At 73.2% G+C, this 17,930-nt stretch carries 15 protein-coding genes and 1 pseudogene; 9 read left to right on the top strand and 7 right to left on the bottom strand.

The features are described 5' to 3' along the window. Together ACFOVU_RS03615 and ACFOVU_RS03610 are read right to left on the bottom strand one after the other, a co-directional pair. Positions 1-255, bottom strand: a pseudogene (locus ACFOVU_RS03615) (VanZ family protein); the annotation flags it as partial. Between the two features lie 173 nt (positions 256-428). Continuing rightward, positions 429-1,982: a GMC family oxidoreductase gene (locus tag ACFOVU_RS03610; RefSeq protein ID WP_378529824.1), complete on the bottom strand. Its 1,554-nt coding sequence runs from the start codon at positions 1,980-1,982 to the stop codon at positions 429-431. Between the two features lie 560 nt (positions 1,983-2,542). Here ACFOVU_RS03610 and ACFOVU_RS03605 point away from each other — a divergent pair. The 4 genes from ACFOVU_RS03605 to ACFOVU_RS03590 are packed head-to-tail and all read left to right on the top strand — an operon-like array spanning position 2,543 to position 6,480. Further along, positions 2,543-5,062 carry a sensor histidine kinase gene (locus ACFOVU_RS03605; RefSeq protein ID WP_378529823.1) on the top strand — a complete coding sequence of 840 codons (2,520 nt, stop codon included), beginning with the start codon at positions 2,543-2,545 and terminating at the stop codon, positions 5,060-5,062. Further along, entirely contained in the window at positions 5,059-5,520 is a 462-nt protein-coding gene (locus ACFOVU_RS03600) for a roadblock/LC7 domain-containing protein (protein WP_378529822.1), read from the top strand. Before ACFOVU_RS03605 ends, ACFOVU_RS03600 begins: the two co-directional genes overlap by 4 nt. Positions 5,521-5,528: 8 nt before the next feature. Continuing rightward, positions 5,529-5,906 (top strand): DUF742 domain-containing protein, encoded by a 378-nt coding sequence (locus ACFOVU_RS03595; protein ID WP_378529821.1) that lies wholly within the window; start codon positions 5,529-5,531, stop codon positions 5,904-5,906. Beyond that, on the top strand, positions 5,887-6,480 hold the full coding sequence (locus ACFOVU_RS03590) for a GTP-binding protein (protein ID WP_378529820.1): 594 nt from the start codon (positions 5,887-5,889) through the stop codon (positions 6,478-6,480). Before ACFOVU_RS03595 ends, ACFOVU_RS03590 begins: the two co-directional genes overlap by 20 nt. Positions 6,481-6,541: 61 nt before the next feature. Here the strand turns inward: ACFOVU_RS03590 and ACFOVU_RS03585 are convergent, their stop codons facing one another. From ACFOVU_RS03585 to ACFOVU_RS03570, 4 genes are all read right to left on the bottom strand, one after another. Continuing rightward, positions 6,542-7,657, bottom strand: a complete 1,116-nt coding sequence (locus ACFOVU_RS03585; RefSeq protein ID WP_378529819.1) for a nitronate monooxygenase — start codon at positions 7,655-7,657, stop codon at positions 6,542-6,544. Positions 7,658-7,807: 150 nt separating this feature from the next. Continuing rightward, positions 7,808-8,578: a decaprenylphospho-beta-D-erythro-pentofuranosid-2-ulose 2-reductase gene (locus tag ACFOVU_RS03580; RefSeq protein WP_378529818.1), complete on the bottom strand. Its 771-nt coding sequence runs from the start codon at positions 8,576-8,578 to the stop codon at positions 7,808-7,810. An 87-nt stretch (positions 8,579-8,665) separates the two neighbouring features. Next, positions 8,666-9,397, bottom strand: coding sequence for a response regulator (locus tag ACFOVU_RS03575; protein ID WP_378529817.1), 732 nt, complete (start codon positions 9,395-9,397; stop codon positions 8,666-8,668). After that, positions 9,394-10,971, bottom strand: a complete 1,578-nt coding sequence (locus tag ACFOVU_RS03570) for a sensor histidine kinase (RefSeq protein ID WP_378529816.1) — start codon at positions 10,969-10,971, stop codon at positions 9,394-9,396. Before ACFOVU_RS03570 ends, ACFOVU_RS03575 begins: the two co-directional genes overlap by 4 nt. A gap of 139 nt (positions 10,972-11,110) precedes the next feature. Here ACFOVU_RS03570 and ACFOVU_RS03565 point away from each other — a divergent pair, with 139 nt between their 5' ends. Together ACFOVU_RS03565 and ACFOVU_RS03560 are read left to right on the top strand one after the other, a co-directional pair. After that, a complete protein-coding gene (locus tag ACFOVU_RS03565) occupies positions 11,111-12,085 on the top strand; it encodes a Bug family tripartite tricarboxylate transporter substrate binding protein (RefSeq protein ID WP_378529815.1) in 975 nt (324 codons plus the stop codon). A 209-nt stretch (positions 12,086-12,294) separates the two neighbouring features. Further along, entirely contained in the window at positions 12,295-12,963 is a 669-nt protein-coding gene (locus ACFOVU_RS03560; protein WP_378529814.1) for a LuxR C-terminal-related transcriptional regulator, read from the top strand. Between the two features lie 118 nt (positions 12,964-13,081). Here the strand turns inward: ACFOVU_RS03560 and ACFOVU_RS03555 are convergent, their stop codons facing one another. Further along, entirely contained in the window at positions 13,082-13,657 is a 576-nt protein-coding gene (locus tag ACFOVU_RS03555) for an Rv1733c family protein (protein WP_378529813.1), read from the bottom strand. 380 nt (positions 13,658-14,037) lie between these two features. Between ACFOVU_RS03555 and ACFOVU_RS03550 the strand changes: the two genes are divergently transcribed. The 3 genes from ACFOVU_RS03550 (at position 14,038) to ACFOVU_RS03540 (ending at position 17,902) form a co-directional block, all read left to right on the top strand. Beyond that, positions 14,038-14,640 carry a CBS domain-containing protein gene (locus ACFOVU_RS03550; protein ID WP_378529812.1) on the top strand — a complete coding sequence of 201 codons (603 nt, stop codon included), beginning with the start codon at positions 14,038-14,040 and terminating at the stop codon, positions 14,638-14,640. A gap of 62 nt (positions 14,641-14,702) precedes the next feature. Next, complete coding sequence (locus tag ACFOVU_RS03545; RefSeq protein ID WP_378529811.1) at positions 14,703-15,488, top strand: HAD family hydrolase; 786 nt, start codon at positions 14,703-14,705, stop codon at positions 15,486-15,488. Beyond that, positions 15,485-17,902: a glycoside hydrolase family 65 protein gene (locus ACFOVU_RS03540; RefSeq protein WP_378529810.1), complete on the top strand. Its 2,418-nt coding sequence runs from the start codon at positions 15,485-15,487 to the stop codon at positions 17,900-17,902. Before ACFOVU_RS03545 ends, ACFOVU_RS03540 begins: the two co-directional genes overlap by 4 nt. Positions 17,903-17,930 lie beyond the last annotated feature (28 nt).

Here is a 17,930-nt window from a genome sequence, read left to right as displayed (position 1 = left end):
CGCCCAGGTCCCGGGGGTGCGCGCGAGCGGCGCCAGCAGGGCGGGCGCGCCGCCGTCGAGGGCGCAGAGGCCGTCGATGCCGCGCGGCAGCGGCCATACCGTGTAGGCGGCCAGGCCGATCCCGGTGAGCAGGGCCGCCACGGTCACTTGGCCCTGCCACCCCCGGATGCGCCCGTAGCCGGCGAACTGGCGGCGCAGGAACAGCGTGGAGCCGAGCACGATCGCGAAGGCGACCCCGGGGACCGCGATCGCCACCGCGGGGGACCCATCGGCGAAAAACCCTCCCATAGGGACATCAGGCTAGCGACGATGCGTGCGTCAGGGGCGGGAACGGCGAAACCGCCCGGGATCTCTTCGCAGAAGGCGTCTGCGGAGGGATCCCGGGCGGTCGGTGGCCCGGAGAGCGGGGAACGGCGGCGGCCGGGCTCCTACGGCGCGGTGCGGCCGGCGATGAGGTCGGCGGCGCGCTCGGCGATCATGACGGTGGCGGCGTTGGTGTTGCCGCGGACGATGGTGGGCATCACCGAGGCGTCGACGACCCGCAGCCCCCCGACCCCCTTCACGCGCAGGTCCTCGTCGACCACCGCGCCGATGGCGCAGGTGCCCACCGGGTGGAAGATGCTCGACAGGGTGTAGCGGGCGAACCGGAGGATGGAGTCGTCGTCGGTCCCGTCGGGCGCGCTGATCGGGTCGCCGCGGAACTTGGCGAGCGCGGGCTGCTCGACGATCTCCAGCGCCTGGCGGACCGCCCGCACCACCGTGCGGCGGTCCTCCTCGGTGGTGAGGTAGTTGTGCTGGATGCGCGGCTTGGCCGTGGGGTTGGGGCTGCGCAGGGTGACCCGGCCGCGGCTGGTGGGCCGCAGCAGGGTCGGGGCGACGGTGAAGGCGTGGTGGACCGGTGCCGCGAGGCCCTCCTCCACGAGCATGACCGCGCCGGCGTGCACCTGGATGTCGGGGGCGGTGAGCTCGGGCTCCGTGCGGTAGAACCCGCCGGCCTCGGCGACGTTCGAGCTCAGGGGGCCGCGGCCCTCGCCGAACAGCAGGGCGATGTTCTCGGGGGTGCCCGCGGTCGACAGGCTCTCCTGATCGGTGTGGTAGACGAGGCCGAAGAAGACGTGGTCTTGGAGGTTGTCGCCCACGGGCAGGTCGGCCACCGGGGCGATGCCCAGCGGCGCCAGCTCGGCGCTGTGCCCGATGCCCGAGAGCATCAGCAGCTGCGGGGAGTTGTAGGCGCCCGCGGAGAGGATGACCTCGCGCTCGGCGCGGACCTCGCTGCGCTCCTGGCCGTCGAGCAGCTCCACGCCCACCGCCCGGCCGTCCTCGATGAGGACGCGGGTGACCGTGGTGTCGGTCATCACGGTGAGGTTGGGGCGCTCGGCGGCGGGGTGGAGGTAGGCGTCGGCCGTGCTCTGGCGCAGGCCGTTGTCCTGGGTCACCTGGAGCCAGCCGAACCCGTCCTGGGAGGGCCCGTTGTGGTCGTCGTTGCGCTCGTGCCCGGCCTGCACGGCGGCGTCGAGCACCGCCTCCATGAGCGGGTGCTTGAACCGCAGGTCGCGGACCTTGAGCGGGCCGCCCGCGCCGTGCAGGTCGTCGGCGCCGTGCTCGTTGTCCTCGGACCGCTTGAAGTAGGGCAGGACGTCGTCCCAGCCCCAGCCGTGCGCGCCGGAGGCGGCCCATTCGTCGTAGTCGGCCGGGTTGCCGCGCATGTAGATCATCGCGTTGATGGAGGAGGACCCGCCCAGCGTACGCCCGCGGGGGAGGTTGCGGCGGCGGCCGTCGAGCCCGGGTTCGGGCTCGGTCGCGTAGTCCCAGTCCAGCGCGGTCTTGAAGTGCTGGGCCCAGGCCATGGGGATCTTGATCTCGGGGGCGGAGTCGGGCGGCCCGGCCTCGATCAGCAGGACGCTGACATCGGGGTCAGCGGTGAGTCGCGCAGCCAGGACGCACCCCGCGGAACCGGCACCGACGATCACGAAATCGTACAAGCGATCCTCCATAACCTCAGACATGGGAGAGAAGGCTACAGCGACCGAAAGCCGTCGAGGAGGGTTTGTGATGAACAAATCCTCTGGTCGGGGGACATTGCGGCACTCTTGATTCGGACATTTAGAACAATTGGTTCTTTTCGCCCGGCCGGGTCGATGTCGACGACGGCGCCCGAGAGGGGAACAGCCCCGCAGGCGCCCGCGCCGGATCGTCCTCCCGCGGCCGGGCACGCTATCGTGTGCGGGCATTGCCGCTGAATCGCCCGACAGGTTGTATCGCAGTACCCTTCTCCCCAAGCGAGCCGAAGAGGCAACGAACCACCTCGAATCTCTCCGAACGCCCCCTGTGAGATGCCCCGATCGCCTGATCCCCGCCTCGGCCCCTCCCGCCCCCTTCCGGCCCCCGCCGGCCCCGGGGCGAGACCGTCGGGCACACCGTGCGGTCATCAGGCCGCTCCCCCCGTCCCGCACATCCCGTGATGCGCCCTAGGAGAATCGTGCAGTCAGCGAAGAGAAAGCGGACCGCGAGCATCCGGCAGCGATCGCGCCGAGCGGTGCTGATGCCCGCGGCAGCCTTCGTCGCTCTCTGGCTCACCGTCAGCGCCTACCTGGTGCTGGAGGCCGTCCAGATGGTGGGGGCCGCCCGGGCGCTCGACGAACTGTCGACCCCCGCGGCGGTCTCCCTCGTCTCCGTCATGGACGAGCGCTCCCAGACGGTCGCCTACCTGGAGAACCCTGAGAACCGCGACCAGCTCGAGGAGACCCGGGCCGCCTCCGACGAGCTCACCCAGGACGTCTTCGAGCGGTTCGAGCCGTTCCGCAACTTCGCCACCCCGATCATCCAGGAGCGGATCGCGGAGTTCGAGTCCGAGTACTTCGGCATCAACGACATCCGCGAGAGGGTCGACAACAACTCGGCCTCCCGTGAAGAGGTCCTTGCGGACTACAACCGGCTGATGGTGGTCGCGGCCAACCTCTTCGACGAGCAGTCGCGGGGCCACCCCGAATCGCAGGCCATCGGCCCCGGCCTCAGCGCGACCAACACCTTCCGCGTGGTCGACCTGCTCGCCCAGAGCGACGCCCAGCTGACCCGCAGCTTCGCCAGCGGCGAGCTGACCGCCGAGGACCAGCGCGAGTTCACCCGGCTGACCAGCTCCTACCACGTGATCCTCAGCTCCATCAGCGACTTCATGAGCCCGGAGCAGACCCGCAAGGTCGACGCCCTGCTGGAGAGCGAGGACTACACCCGCCTGGTCGAGTTCGAGAACGAGATCATCGAGCGCGAGGTCACGACCTCGATCGACCCGATCACCGGCGAGGAGACCGCCGACACCTCGATCCCCGTCGACCAGCAGGAATGGGCCGACGTCTACTTCCCGGTGAAGGACGCCCTCACCGACATCGGCGCGAGCGAGTCCGACCACGCGGCCGACATCCAGTCCGAGGCCTCCACCCTGTGGCTGAGCCTGGCGCTGTTCGGGACCGTCGGCGTCGCGGCCCTCGGTTTCGGCGCGATCTCCTACGCCTTCCGCACCACCAACGACACCGTGATCCGGCTGGGCCGGCTGCGCGACGAAACCGACAAGCGCGCCAACGAGATCCTGCCCGACATGGCCGCGCGGCTGCGCCGCAACGAGGCGTTCGACAGCGCGTCCGTTCCGGCGCTCACCGCCGGCGCGGCCGACGAGATCGGCGAGGTCGCGAAGTCCTTCGACAAGGCCCACCGGTTCGCCGTGAACGCCGCTGTCCGCCAGTCCGAGCTGCGCCAGGGCGTCAACCGGGTGTTCCTCAACATCGCCCACCGCAGCCAGACCCTCATCCACCGCCAGCTGCGGCTGCTGGACCGGATGGAACGCGAGCAGGAGGACCCGGCGCAGCTCACCGAGCTCTTCAAGCTCGACCACCTCGCCACCCGCTCCCGCCGCAACGCCGAGAACCTGCTGATCCTCGGCGGCGAGACCCCGGGCCGCACCTGGCACCGGCCCATGCCGCTCGTCGACGTGCTGCGCGGCGCCATCTCGGAGTCCGGCGACTACACCCGGGTGGAGCGCCAGCGCATCGCGCGCGTGGCGCTCAAGGGCCCGGCGGTCGCCGACGTCATCCACCTGGTCGCCGAGCTGGTCGACAACGCCACCACCTTCTCGCCGCCGCAGAGCCAGGTCCGGCTGAGCGGCGAGCAGGTGCCCAACGGCGTGGTCGTCGAGATCGAGGACCGCGGCCTGGGCATGCAGGAGGAGGAATTCGCCGCCCACAACGAGGCACTGGCCAACCCGCCCGAGTTCGACGTCATGCGGCTCAACGACAAGATGCGGCTGGGCCTGTTCGTGGTCTCGCGCCTGGCCCAGCGGCACGACATCAAGGTGCAGCTGCGGCCGTCGCCCTACGGCGGCGTCCAGGCCATCGTGCTGCTGCCGACCGAGCTGATCGCGGGCGACTCGCCCGCGCTTCCGGGCACGTTCGGCGACGCCGGGGAGCAGCCGTGGTCCCCGGACGAGAATGTGCCGCGCATCTCGCGCGCGGTCGACGCCCTCTCCGCCGCCGATTCCGCGGACGGGGCGGACGGGGTGAACGGTGCGGCCGCGGGCGGCGACGTCCTCGCCGAGACCGGCACCCCCCGCTCCGCGTCGGCATCCGCCGCACCGGACGCGCCCGGCACCGACGACGACGTCTCCGAGCGCACCCACCGCGGCGGCCCCTCCGTCCGCAGCACCGCGGAGGCCGCACCCATCACCGCATCGGGCCTGCCCCGCCGGGCGCCCGCCGGCGACGGCATCGGCAGCGGAGCCGGATCCAACGGCGCCGCACCGGCCGCCGCCGGCACCCCGGCCACGGCTCCGGCCACGGCCGGGGGCGGCGACCCCCGGCCCGCCCTGCCCAAGCGGACCCCCCAGGCCAATCTGGCCCCCCAGCTCTACGACGCCCCGCCTGCTCCGCCCGCCGCAACGGCCCCCGCGGCGGAGGAGAAGGACCGATCGGCACGCCTGCGCCGCAACATGGCGGCGTTCCAGCAGGGCACGCGTCGTGGCCGCCGTGACGGGCAACAGCGCCAGAACGACACCGAGAAGGATTCGCGACCGTGACGAACAATCCCGCAAAGGACCTGAACTGGCTGCTCGACGAACTGGTGGAGCGGGCCGTCGGCGCCAAGTACGCCATCGTCCTCTCCTCCGACGGCCTGCTCATCGGCCGGTCCCACCAGCTCGCGACCGATGACGCCGAACACCTCTCCGCCGTCGCCTCCGCCTTCCAGAGCCTGGCGCGCGGGACCGGCCGGCAGTTCGGCGGCGGGAGGGTGCTCCAGACCGTCGTGGAGATGGAGCAGGCCTACCTCTTCGTCACCGGCGCCGGCAACGGCGCCTGCCTGGCCGTCATCTCCGAGGAGACCTCCGACGTCGGGCTCATCGCCTACGAGATGAACGTGCTCATCGAGCAGGTGGGCCGGTTCCTGGACTCCGCACCCCGGCACGAGGGCGCGCCCGCCTCCGCCGACTCCGTCGGCTCCGTCAATGGACGGGCCTCCGGGCATTCAGCAGGTTAGGGGAGGCCATGTCAGAGCAGCCTGAGCTCGGGCTCGACTCCGAAGCGAGCGAACCGCTGGTCCGCCCCTATGTCATGACCCAGGGGCGGCACCACGCGGACACCGTGCAGCTGGACATGATCAGCGTGGTGATCGCGGCGCGGCGTGCCGACGTCGACGAGATCGCGCTGGAACCGGAGCAGGTCCGCATCCTGGAGCTGTGCCATCGCGCCCAGTCGGTCGCGGAGGTCTCCGCGCACCTCGACATCCCGGTGGCGGTGGTCAAGGTCCTGCTCGGAGATCTCATCGGCCGGGGCTACGTCCTGGCCCGCGCCCCCTATACGACTCAGAGCCCGGTGAGCCGGGACATACTCCAGGCGGTACTCGATGGCATCCAGCGACTCTGACCGAGCCGGGGACCGGATCCCTTCGGCCATCAAGATCCTCATCGCGGGCGGTTTCGGGGCCGGGAAGACGACCCTGGTCGGCGCCGTCAGCGAGATCACCCCCTTGAGCACCGAGGAGGTCATGACCGAGGCCAGCCTCGGCGTCGACGACCTCTCGGGCGTAGAGGCGAAGACCACCACCACCGTGGCCCTGGACTTCGGCCGCATCACCATCAACGACGACCTCGTCCTGTACATGTTCGGCACCCCGGGCCAGCAGCGCTTCTGGTTCATGTGGGAGGAGCTGGCGCTGGGCGCGCTCGGCGCGGTGGTGCTCGCCGACACCCGGCGGCTCGAGACCTGTTTCCCGTCCGTGGACTTCTTCGAGCGGCGCAAGGTCCCCTTCGTCGTCGCGGTGAACTGCTTCGACGGCGCCTACCACTACGACGAGGGCGAGGTCCGCGAGGCGCTGAGCCTGAACGACGCCATCCCGGTGGTCCTGTGCGACGCGCGCGAGCGCGCCTCGGTCAAGGACGTCCTGCTCACCCTCGTCCGGCACGTCGCCGAGGCCATGTCGACCCCGGTCCAGGCCTGATACCGCCCGGCGGGCCGGCCGCGCGCACTCCCCCCGCTGGCCGCGGCCGGCCGCCCGGGCTTCACCCCTCGGCGAGGGTGTCGAGCCGCTCCAGGGTGTCGCCGAACTCCGACATGAACTCGTAGACCACCTGCGAGACCGCTTTGACCTGGTTGAGGCTGCCCACGATCTGGCCGACGGGCGAGGGCGTGAGGGTGGGGTGGCGCACCCGGCTGACCCGGCGCAGGGCGTCGGCGATCAGCATGAACTGCAACGGCATCTGGAGGGTGCCGGGGGCGGCGTCGGCCTCCCACGCCTCGGTCCAGTCGTTGCGCAGCATCCGGGCGGGCTTGCCGGTCATCGACCGCGACCGGACGGTGTCGCGCGAGGTCGCCCGCAGGATCTGCTCCAGCGCGCCCTGCGGGGTGTCGGCCTCCTCGGTCGCGAGCCAGACCGAGCCGGTCCACACGCCTTCGGCCCCCAGGGCCATGCCGGCCGCCATCTGCCGCCCGCGGCCGATCCCGCCGGCCGCGAGGACGGGTGCGGGGGCCACGGCGTCGACCACCTCGGGCACCAGGACCATGGTCGAGACGTCGCCGGTGTGCCCGCCGGCCTCGGTGCCCTGGGCGACGATGATGTCGACCCCCACTTCGCGCTGCTTGCGCGCGTGGCGGACGTTGCTGGCCAGGCCGGCGACCTTGACCCCCCGCTCGTGGGCCTGGGTGACCACGTCGGCGGGCGGCGCCCCCAGGGCGTTGGCGAGCAGCGCGATGGGGTGCTTGAGGGCGGTCGCCACCTGCGGGCGGGCGGTGGCGTCGGTCCAGCCGAGCAGGAAGTGGCCGGCGTCCTCGCCGGTCAGCTCGGGCACGCCGTGCCCGGCGAGGAGGTCGTTGACGAACGTGCGGTGCCGGTCGGGGATGAAGGTCTGGAGGCGTTCCTGGAGCTCGGCCGCCGTGGCGGCGCCGAGCTGCGCGCCCTCGTAGGCGGCGGGCATGACGACGTCGACCCCGTAGGGCCGGCCGCCGACGTGCTCGTCGATCCAGGCGAGTTCGGTCTCCAGCTCGTCAGGCGTGAAGTACAGAGCACCGAGCACCCCCATCCCCCCGGCCCGGCTGACCGCGGCGACGACGTCGCGGCAGTGGCTGAAGGCGAAGATCGGGAGGTCGATGCCGAACATCTCGGTCACTCGTGTCCGCATGCCGCCATGTAATCACGAAAATGAAACACGTTCTAGGAGAGCGGCGGGATCAATCCGCGGCCGATCCCTAAGGACAGGGGGTGACATGCGGTGTGACCGGACGGGGGTCCGGAGCAGAGTGCACAGAACACGTTCCGGCGCGAGGCCGGGTCAGCGGGGCAGGCGGCGCCACACCGCCCGGGGCAGCAGCCGCATGCCGGCGAACACCACCCGGAGCTTGCGCGGCACCCACACGATCCCGGCGCCGGTGCGCAGCCCGCCGGCCACGGCCGCCGCCACCTCGTCCGCGGTCGCCGGGAACGGCGCCGCCGAGACGTGCGCGGACATCTGCGTGGGCACATAGCCCGGCCGCACGATCATGACCCGCGCGCCGCTGCCGTGCAGGGAGTCCCCGAGTCCCTGCGCGAACCCGTCGAGACCCGCTTTCGCCGCGCCGTAGACGAAGTTCGCGCGGCGTACCCGCACCCCGGCGACCGAGGAGATCACCACGAGGGTGCCGTGGCCCTGCCGGCGCAGCCGGGCGGCGACGGCCAGCCCGGCCGAGACGTGGCCGGTGAAGGTGGCGGTGGCGGCTTCGGCGGCGGCGACGGGGTCGGTCTCCAGCAGCGCCTGCCGGCCGAGGACCCCGAAGGCGTCCACGACGACGTCGAGGTCGCCGACCAGGTCGGCCGCTGCCGCGACGACCCCGGCGTGGGTCGCCGGCTCCGCTGCATCGAAGTCGAGCGCGTGCACCTCGCCGGCGCCGGCGGCGCTCAGCCGTCCGGCGGCGTCGCTGACGGAGTCGGGATCCGCGCCCCCGCGCGCCGCCAGCACCACCCGCCGCGCACCGTCGCGCACCAGCCGCCCGGCCACGGCCAGCCCGATCTCACTGCGCCCGCCCAGCAACAGGACGGTGTCCACCGTCCCGACCGCGTTCTTCATCGGCACCTCCGTGCGTGGAAACCCCGGCTTCGGCCGGGGAGGGAACGCATCCGTTCCCGGTCCGGTCCGCGAGGACAGGAATCTCCATTACGGAGGGGGAGAAGTCAACCGGTAGCGGCGTTCGGGGCGGCCCGCCGTGCCGTAGCGGAGGCGGACCTCGGCCTTGCCCTCCTGGACGAAGAACTCCAGGTAACGCCGGGCGCTGACCCGTGACAGGCCGGTGAGCTCCGCGCACTCCGACGCCGACGCCTCCCCCGCTCGGCGCAGCTCCCGCTCCACCAGCCCGGCCGACTCCGGGGTCAGGCCCTTGGGCATGTGGCCCCCGGGCGCACCCGGCGCGGCGGGGGCGCCCGGGGCCGCGCCGCCGAACAGGCGGTCGACGTCGGCCTGGCGGGGGGCGCCCTCCCCGAGCAGCCGCCGCATCTCGCGGTAGCCGTCGAGCCGGGCGCGCAGGGTCTCGGAGTCGAAGGGCTTGATGATGTAGTGCACGGCGCCGCCGTGCAGCGCCTGGCGCACCGTGGCGACGTCGCGCGCGGCGGTGATGATCAGCGCGTCCACATCGGGGCCGTCGCCGCCGCGCAGCCGCCGCAGCACCTCGATGCCGCTGAGGTCGGGCAGGTAGACGTCGAGGAGCAGCAGGTCCGGGCGCAGCTCGGCGGCGGACCGCAGCGCCTCGGCACCGGTGCGGGCCTCGCCGACGACGGTGAACCCCGGCACGCGCTCCACCAGCCGGCGGTGCACCTGGGCGACCATGAAGTCGTCGTCGACGATCAGCACCCGGATCTCGCCGCTGTCGTCGCCACCGTTCCCGGACGTCATCGGTTCCCCTCTTCACTCACGTGGGGCAGCCGCGCCGTGAAGCACGCCCCCTCCACCTCGATCCCGCCGCCGCGCCGCGTGCAGACCAGGCGGGTCAGCGCGAGGCCCACCCCCCGCGAGGAGCCGTCGGCGCCCTTCGTGCTGAACCCGCTGCGGAACACCTCTTCGGCGAGTTCCGGCGGCACGCCCTCGCCAGAGTCGCGCACGCTCACGAGGACGGCGCCCTCCTCCTCGGACAGCCACACCTCCACCCAGCCGTCCCGGTCGCCGCCGACCGCGTCGAGGGCGTTGTCCACCAGGTTGCCGACGACGGTCACCAGGTCGGCGGACATCTGCTGGTCCTGCGGGCCCAGGCCCGTGCCGGCCGCCATGATCAGGTCGCAACCCTGTTCGGCGGCGAGGCTCGCCTTGGCGATGAGCAGCGCGGCCACCGACGGGTCGGCCACGCGCGAGGTGACGTCCTCGGTCAGCTCGGCACGGGCGCCCCCCACCCGGCTGACGTAGCGGGTGACCTCCTCGTACTCCTCCAGGCCGAGCAGCCCGGTGATCACGTGCAGCTGGTTGCTGAACTCGTGGGCCTGGGCGCGCAGCGCGTCGGTGGTGGTGCGGGTGCGGTCGAGCTCGTGCTGGAGCGCCACCAGGTCGGTGCGGTCGCGCATGGTGGTGACCGAGCCGATGCGCTCGCCGCGGGCGCGCAGCGGCATGCGGTTGAGGGTGACCAGCCGGTCGCCCATCACCACCACGCGGTCGGGGCGCTCCACCTCGTCGGTCAGGACCCCCAGCAGGTGCGGGCCGACACCGAGGTCGGGCAGGGTGCGGCCCTGGGAGCCGGGCGGCAGCCGGAGCAGTTCGGCGGCCTTGTCGTTGACCAGGGTGACCCGGTTCTCCCGGTCCAGGCCCAAGACGCCCTCCTTGATGCCCTGGAGCATGGCTTCGCGGTGCTCGACCAGCCGGGCGATCTCCCCCGGCTCCAGGCCCAGGGTCTGCCGCTTGACGTGGCGCGACAGCAGCAGCGACCCGGCCACGCCCAGGACGCAGGCGATCCCCAGGTAGATGAGCAGGGTGGGCGCCGAGGTGGCCAGCCGCTCCAGCAGGCCGGGGTAGGTGCGCCCGGCGGCGGCCAGGCCGAGGATCTCGCCGTCGTCGGCGACCACCGGCACGTGCGCGATCAGCACCCGTTCGCCGCCGATCGACACCTCGCCGATCCAGGAGCGGCCCTCCAGCACGGTGCTGGAGCCGAGGTCCATGCGCTCGCCGATCACCCGCGGGTCGGTGGGGGTGAGCATGCGCGCGTCGGTCCGGGCCAGCACCAGGTGGTCGACCCCGGCGAGGGTGCGCACGCTCTCGGCGGCCGGGGGCAGTATGCCCTCGCGCGCAGGGTCGCCCAGCCCGACGCGTACCGCCTCCATCGCGGCCGCCGACTCCGCGACGGCCAGCAGCCGCTGCCCCTCCACCTCGCGGAAGCGCGCATCGGTCTGCGCCAGAGACACCCCCGCGACGGCGACGAGCACGACGACGATGATCGCGAGCTGGAGCAGGAGGAACTGCCGGGCAAGGGTCGGCCTGGGGCGCATCGTTCCTCCTTCCTGCACCTATGCCTCGATGATGCGCCATCGTCGCACGTGATGGCGGTCATGTGACAACGGGCACCCCGGGCGGCGGGCTCGTGCATGATGGAAGGCGGATCGGATCGGAAGGGGGGAGGTCGGCGGGATGCTGGACCGGCGCGGGTTCCTCACCGCCGTCGGCGCGTCGGCACTGGCGGCGGCCGCGGCGGGCTGCGCGGGCGGGCCCGCGGCGCCCCGGCTGCGGATCATGGTGCCCAACCCGCCCGGCGGCGGCTACGACGTCACGGCCCGGACCGTCTCGGCGACACTGAAGGAGACCGGGCTGGCGCCCGAGGTCCAGGTGTTCAACCTGCCCGGCGGGGCGGGCGCGGCCGGGCTGGCCCGGCTGCTGTACGAGGAGGGCAACGGCGCGCTGCTCATGCAGATGGGGCTGGGCGTGGTGGCGACGACGCACATTGCCGACGGCGTCGCGCCGGTCACCCGCGCCACCCCTCTGGCGCGGCTGGTGGAGGAGCCGATCGCCGTCCTGGTGGTGCCCGACTCCCCTTACCGGACCTTCGAGGAGCTGCTGGCCGCGTGGCGCGACCCCGAGGTGCGGCTGCGGATGGGCGGCGGCTCGGCGGCGGGCGGCCCCGACCACCTCGCGCTGATGCTCATCGCCGAGGAACTGGGGATCGACCTGGGCGCCGCCGACTACGTCTGGCACGACGGCGGCGGCGAGACGCTGGCGGCGCTGCTCAGCCACAGCGTCGATGTGGGCGCGGCGGGCGTGGGCGAGTACCGGCTCGCGATCGCCGCCGGGGAGCTGCGGCCCCTAGTGGTCACCGGGCCCGAGCGGACCGCCGGGGTCGACGCCCCCACGCTGCGGGAGCTCGGCATCGACATCGACTTCGTGAACTGGCGCGGCCTGCTCGCCCCGCCCGGGATCAGCGCCGAGGACCGCGAAGCGCTGGCCGCGGTCCTAGGCGACCTGCGCGCCACCCCGCAGTGGCAGGACGCGCTGCGCGAGAACCACTGGACCGACGCCTTCCTCACCGGATCGGACTTCGGCGACTTCCTCGCCGCCGAGAACCGGCGCGTGAGCACCCTCGTGGACCGCCTTGCGCCGCCGGAGTCCTAGAGCCTCCCCACGCCCGGAACGGACGCGTCCCGGGGGCCCGCCCTGCGGGACCGCCCCTGGCGCCCGGTCCACCCGGCACGACCGCGGTCCGCCCGGCACGCCCGATTCGCCCGGTACGCCCGGCCGCGCGGTAGCGGATTCATCCGCTGGGTAGAGGCGTCGGTCCCGGATCGCCCGCGGGTGGTCCCTGGTGAAGGAGGCGGTGGCCGATGCTGGAAGCGAACGACGGCATCCGGGTGTTCCTGGCACACGAGCACGATGTCGTCCGTCGCGGTATGCGGGCATGGCTGACGGACGACGACGGCATCGAGGTGGTCGGCGAGGCCACCGGCGCGGCCGAGGCCCGCGCCCGCATTCCGGCTGCGGCGCCCCATGTGGCCCTGCTCGACGCGGGCCTGCCGGACCGCAGCGGGGTCGAGGTCTGCCGGGAGCTGGGCGCGTCGATGCCCGACCTGGCGTGCCTCATCGTGGCCTCGCTGCCCGATGACGACGCGCTGTACGACGCCGTCATGGCGGGCGCCTCGGGCTACGTCCTGACCGGGATCAGCGGGGCGGACCTGATCGGCGCGATCCGCACGGTGGCGGCGGGGGAATCACTGCTGGACCCGCGCAGCACGTCGCGCATGATGCGGCGGATGCGCGAGGAGGCGCGGGAGGACCCGTTGGCCGTGCTCTCCGGCCAGGAGCGGCAGGTCTTCGAGCTGATCGGCGAGGGGCTCACCAACCGCCAGATCGGGGAGCGCATCTTCGTCGCCGAGAAGACGGTGAAGAACTACGTCTCCGGCGTGCTGTCCAAACTCGACATGCAGCGCCGCACCCAGGTGGCGTCCTACGCGGCCCGCCTCAGAGCAGAGTCGTCCCTCGACCCGCCGGGCTGACCCTGACGCGGGGGCGGGGGCCGGCCGCCGCCTCGGCGGGACGCGGCGGCCGGAGTGGTGCCGGCGGTCCGGGCGCTGACCGGCCGACGGGCCGACCGGCGGGCCGGTGGGCCGGCGGTCACCGGGACCAGTCGCGGGCGACCCGCTCCCACTCGCGGTGCCAGCCGGGCAGGGCCGTCCGGATCATCACGCGGCGCAGGAGCGACCGGGCCACCGCCGCGGCCATCCCGAGGAGGACCAGGACCCCGGCCGTCGCCGTCCAGGCGGCGCCCGCGGCCTCGTCGGGGCTGCGCGGCGGGTGCACGGGCTCGCCCGAGGAGTCCAGCCACGCCGTCACGCGGTCGCCCTTCTGGCCGCCGGGATCGGTCCAGACCATCGTCGTCTCGGGCTGCCCGGTGCCGTCGTCGATGACCGCGGATCCGGGCACCTGGCCGGTGCGGCCGCCCGCGCCGTCGTAGCCCGATGCGGTCACGTCGGCGGACAGGGTCGCCTCGACCTTGCGGAGGGAGGCCGACTCGTGGCCGATGTCCTCCAGGGTCGAGCCGTGGACGCTGCGCCAGGTCGCCGGAGCGGCGATGAGGGCGGTGATCAGCAGAGCCGCCAGGATCAGGCGCCCCGCCAGGGCCTCCGCACGGTCGCGCGGGCGGCACAGTGGGCCGTCCGCGGGACCGGCGACGCCTGGAGTCGCGCGCATGACCCGGATGATCAGCCTGTGCACACCGCCCATTGTCTTCACCGCCCCTGCGCGTCGTGGGCCGTCGTCCCGCCCTGTCCGGTACTCGTCCTTGTCCGATTGCGCTGTCGATGGCCAGGCTGCCCGGGGCGGGGTGGGGCATTCGTGGGCGAACGTCGGGAATCCGTGGACCGGACGTCCCGGGCGTCGCCGCGCGCCGTGCGGCCCCAGGTACGAAGGTCGTCGCCCGCTGGACCGGACGACTCTGGCCGCCCCACGAGCGCGGCGGGGACGCTGAGTGGGGTGGAGGCGGTCCCGCGCCCACTGCGGGCGCGCGCCGACCCGACGCCCGTGACAGGGCCGGACGGGCCCGTTGCCACCCGGCCGCGAACGGAGGAACCATGCTCGTAGCCGAGATGATGTCCGCGCCGCGCGTCGAGCTGACGGAGACCATGCCGGTGGGCGAGGCGGCGCAGATGCTCAGCGCCACCGGATGCGACGGCGCCCCCGTGACCGGCGCGGACGGCAGGCTGTGCGGGATCATCACCCAGATCGACCTGCTGCGCGACCGGTTCGGCCCGGTCGCGGGCGACGTCATCACCAGCCGCCACCTCGTGCCTCCACAGGAGAGGCTGCACGTCGGCGATGTCATGACCGACACCGTCGTCACGGCCGAGGAGTCCGACGACGCCCATGAGCTGGCCCACCGCATGATGGAGACGCGCATCCGCTGCGTCCCCGTGGTGCGCGACGGCGTGGTCGTGGGCGTGGTCCGCCGCGGCGACCTGCTCCGCACCTACCTGCGCCCGGACCGCGAGATCCGCAGGGAGGTCCTGGACGAGATCGCACGGCGCTCCCCCGAGACGGGGACCCTGGACGCGATCGTCGAGGACGGCAGCGTGACGATCACCGGCACCGACGACACCGCCGAGCGCCGGCGCATCGGCGACGTCGCCGCGAAGGTACCCGGGGTGCGGGCCGTGGAGATCACGGGTCAGGGGTGAGCGGGTACTGCCGAGCCACCCGCTGTCGCCGCCGTGCGGCGGCCCGCTCGGGGAAGGTGGTGATGGCCGTGGACACGCCCACGGATGCGGTAATCGGGCTCGACACGGTGTCGGCGGTGGCGTTCGACATGGACGGGGTGCTGACCGACACCGCGGCGGTCCACGCCTCCGCGTGGAAACGGGCGTTCGACGAGTTCCTGCGGGAGCGCGCGAAGGCGACCGGTGATGACGCCCGGCCCTTCCGGCTGCCCGATGACTACCTGGCCTACGTCGACGGCCGGGAACGGCTCGACGGCGTGCGGACCTTCCTCCGCTCCCGCGGGATCACCCTGCCCGAGGGCGGCGCCGCGGACGGCGGGCCGGACCTCGGGGAGGCGACCGTCGCCTCGCTCGGTGAGCGCAAGGACCGCCTGTTCCTGGAGCACATCCGCGAGTTCGGCGTCGCCCGCTTCCCCGCTGCTCTGGCGCTGCCGCGCCGGCTGCGCGCGGCGGGCGCCCGGGTGGCCGTGGTCTCCGCCAGCCGCAACTGCGCCGCGCTGCTGCACGCCGCAGGGCTGGAGGAGGAGTTCGACGTCCGGGTGGACGGCAACGACGCGCGCCGCATCGGCCTGCCCGGCAAGCCCGACCCCGCGCTGTTCCTCGAGGCGGCGCGGCGCTTGGACGTCCCACCGGAGCGCACGGCGGTGGTGGAGGACGCCCTCGCGGGGGTCGAGGCGGGGCGGCGCGGCGGGTTCGGGCTGGTCGTCGGCGTGGACCGCGGGCACCTCTCGGCAGGCCTGTACCACAGCGGGGCCCACGTCGTCGTCGCGGACCTGGCGGAGCTGGCCGTGACGGGCGCGGCGGCATGAGCGCGTGGACGCTCGTCTACGGCGCGACCGACCCCGAACGGGAGGGCATGCGCGAGGCGCTGTGCACCCTCGGCAACGGGTACTTCGCCACGCGCGGCGCCACGGCGGAGTCGGCCGCGGACGGCGTCCACTACCCCGGCACCTACATCGCCGGCTGCTACGACCGTGCCGTCTCGACCGTGTCCGGGCACACGGTCGAGAACGAGGACATGGTCAACGCACCCAACTGGCTGCCGCTCACCTTCTGGACCGGCGAGGGCGAATGGTTCACCGACGCCGAGGGGCAGGCCCGCGACCACCGCACCGAGCTGGCCATGGACGAGGGGGTCCTGCACCGCACCTTCCTGGCGTGCGACGGCGAAGGCCGCGAGACGCTGGTCCACCAGCGCCGCCTGGTCTCGATGGACGACCCGCACGTGGCCGCGATCGAGACCACCTTCGAGGCGCGGAACTGGAGCGGCACCCTCACCGTCCGCTCGGCGCTGGACGGCCGGGTGACCAACGCGGGGGTGGCGCGCTACCGCGCGCTCGAAGGCCGGCACCTGCGCGCCCAGGGGGCGGGGGGCGACGCCGCCGACACCGTCTGGCTGCGATCGGAGACCGCGGCGTCGCGCGTGGAGATCGTGCTGGCGGCCCGGACCCGGGTCACCAGCGGGCCCGCGCCCGCGGCGTCGGCGGTGGACACGCGGGACGGGTGGATCGCCTGCGACCTGGACGTCGAGCTCACCCAGGGCCGGCCGGTGACCGTCGAGAAGGTGGTGGCCCTGCACACCTCGCGGGACAACGCCATCAGCGACCCGCTCACCGCCGCCTGCGCCACCCTCGAACGGACCGGTGACTTCGCGGACCTGCTGGACCGGCACACGACCGCGTGGATCCACCTGTGGCGCACCTGCGCCGTCGACATCGGCGACGAGCACGACCAACGGGTCCTGAACCTGCACATCTTCCACCTGATCCAGACCCTGTCGCCGCACATCGGGGAGTTCGACGCGGGGGTCCCCGCCCGCGGGCTGCACGGCGAGGCCTACCGCGGCCATGTGTTCTGGGACGAGGTGTTCGTCCTGCCCTTCCTGAGCCTGCACTTCCCGGAGACCGCGCGGGCGCTGCTGCGGTACCGCTGGCGGCGGCTGCCCCAGGCGCGCGCCGCCGCCCGGCGGGCGGGGCTGCGCGGTGCCCTGTTCCCGTGGCAGAGCGGGAGCGACGGCCGCGAGGAGGCGCAGCGGCTGCACCTCAACCCGCGCGACGGCCGCTGGACGCCGGACAACTCCCACCTCCAGCGCCACGTCGGGGTCGCCATCGCCTACAACGTGTGGCAGCACTATCAGGCCACCGACGACATCGCGTTCCTCAGCGCGTTCGGGGCGGAGCTGCTGCTGGAGATCGCCCGGATGTTCGCGGACCTGGCGACCTTCGACGAGGATTCGGGGCGCTTCGTGATCCGGGGGGTCATGGGGCCCGACGAGTACCACGACGGCTACCCGGACCGCGAGGAGCCCGGCCTCGACGACAACGCCTACACCAACATCATGGTGGTGTGGGTGCTGAACCGGGCGCTGGACAGCCTGCGTCTGGTGCCCAGCCCGCGCCGCCAGGAGCTGCGGGAGCGGCTGGGGCTGGACGCCGCCGAGGTCGCGCGCTTCGGCGACATCGCGCGCAAGATGCGGGTGCCGTTCCACGACGGGGTGATCAGCCAGTTCGCCGGGTACGAGCGGCTGGCGGAGCTGGACTGGGCGGGCTACCGCGCCCGCTACGGCGACATCCGGCGGCTCGACCGCATCCTGGAGGCCGAGGACGACTCCTGCAACCGCTACCGGGTCTCCAAGCAGGCCGATGTCCTCATGCTGTTCTACCTGCTCTCCGACGACGAGCTGAGCGGGATCCTGGAGGACCTCGGCTATCCGAACTCGCCGGACCTCTTCGCCCGGACGGCCGAGTACTACCTGGAGCGCACCTCGCACGGGTCGACCCTGAGCGCCGTCGTGCACGCCTGGGTCCTGGCCCGCACCGACTGCGCGGCGTCGTGGGGGTTCTTCCGCGACGCCCTGCACTCCGACATCGAGGACGTCCAGGGCGGGACCACGGAGGAGGGCGTCCACCTGGGGGCCATGGCGGGCACCGTGGACCTGCTCACCCGGTGCTACGGGGGGCTGCGGGCCTACAACGGCGTCCTGCACCTTGCACCGACACTGCCGAAGGAGCTCCCCCACCTCGCCCTGGGCCTGCGCTACCAGGGCCACCACGGCGTCCTCCTGCGCCTCCACAGCGGAGGCGTCGGGGTCGCCGTCCCTCCGTCGGCGCTACCCCCCATCACGGTGGAGGCGAACGGCCACACGGTCTCCGTCCCGGCCGGCGGAACGGGCAGACTCCCCCCGAGGGCGGCCCCGGAATGCGGCGACGGCCCGGTGAGCTGACCTCGGCGGCCGATCCGCACTCCACGGC

Source organism: Nocardiopsis sediminis (genome assembly GCF_042650565.1).
GTDB lineage: Bacteria > Actinomycetota > Actinomycetes > Streptosporangiales > Streptosporangiaceae > Nocardiopsis_B > Nocardiopsis_B sediminis.
The sequence above is the reverse complement of the archived record's forward strand: the minus strand, read 5'-3'. Positions and strand labels throughout refer to the sequence as shown.

What these genes read in the sequence shown, in the direction of transcription:
- ACFOVU_RS03605 (WP_378529823.1), top strand. Translation starts at nt 2,543, where the DNA reads ATGCCCGCGGCAGCCTTCGTCGCTCTCTGGCTCACCGTCAGCGCCTAC.
- ACFOVU_RS03595 (WP_378529821.1), top strand. Translation starts at nt 5,529, where the DNA reads ATGTCAGAGCAGCCTGAGCTCGGGCTCGACTCCGAAGCGAGCGAACCG.
- ACFOVU_RS03590 (WP_378529820.1), top strand. Translation starts at nt 5,887, where the DNA reads ATGGCATCCAGCGACTCTGACCGAGCCGGGGACCGGATCCCTTCGGCC.
- ACFOVU_RS03585 (WP_378529819.1), bottom strand. Translation starts at nt 7,657, where the DNA reads ATGCGGACACGAGTGACCGAGATGTTCGGCATCGACCTCCCGATCTTC.
- ACFOVU_RS03580 (WP_378529818.1), bottom strand. Translation starts at nt 8,578, where the DNA reads ATGAAGAACGCGGTCGGGACGGTGGACACCGTCCTGTTGCTGGGCGGG.
- ACFOVU_RS03575 (WP_378529817.1), bottom strand. Translation starts at nt 9,397, where the DNA reads ATGACGTCCGGGAACGGTGGCGACGACAGCGGCGAGATCCGGGTGCTG.
- ACFOVU_RS03570 (WP_378529816.1), bottom strand. Translation starts at nt 10,971, where the DNA reads ATGCGCCCCAGGCCGACCCTTGCCCGGCAGTTCCTCCTGCTCCAGCTC.
- ACFOVU_RS03565 (WP_378529815.1), top strand. Translation starts at nt 11,111, where the DNA reads ATGCTGGACCGGCGCGGGTTCCTCACCGCCGTCGGCGCGTCGGCACTG.
- ACFOVU_RS03560 (WP_378529814.1), top strand. Translation starts at nt 12,295, where the DNA reads ATGCTGGAAGCGAACGACGGCATCCGGGTGTTCCTGGCACACGAGCAC.
- ACFOVU_RS03555 (WP_378529813.1), bottom strand. Translation starts at nt 13,657, where the DNA reads ATGCGCGCGACTCCAGGCGTCGCCGGTCCCGCGGACGGCCCACTGTGC.
- ACFOVU_RS03550 (WP_378529812.1), top strand. Translation starts at nt 14,038, where the DNA reads ATGCTCGTAGCCGAGATGATGTCCGCGCCGCGCGTCGAGCTGACGGAG.
- ACFOVU_RS03545 (WP_378529811.1), top strand. Translation starts at nt 14,703, where the DNA reads ATGGCCGTGGACACGCCCACGGATGCGGTAATCGGGCTCGACACGGTG.
- ACFOVU_RS03540 (WP_378529810.1), top strand. Translation starts at nt 15,485, where the DNA reads ATGAGCGCGTGGACGCTCGTCTACGGCGCGACCGACCCCGAACGGGAG.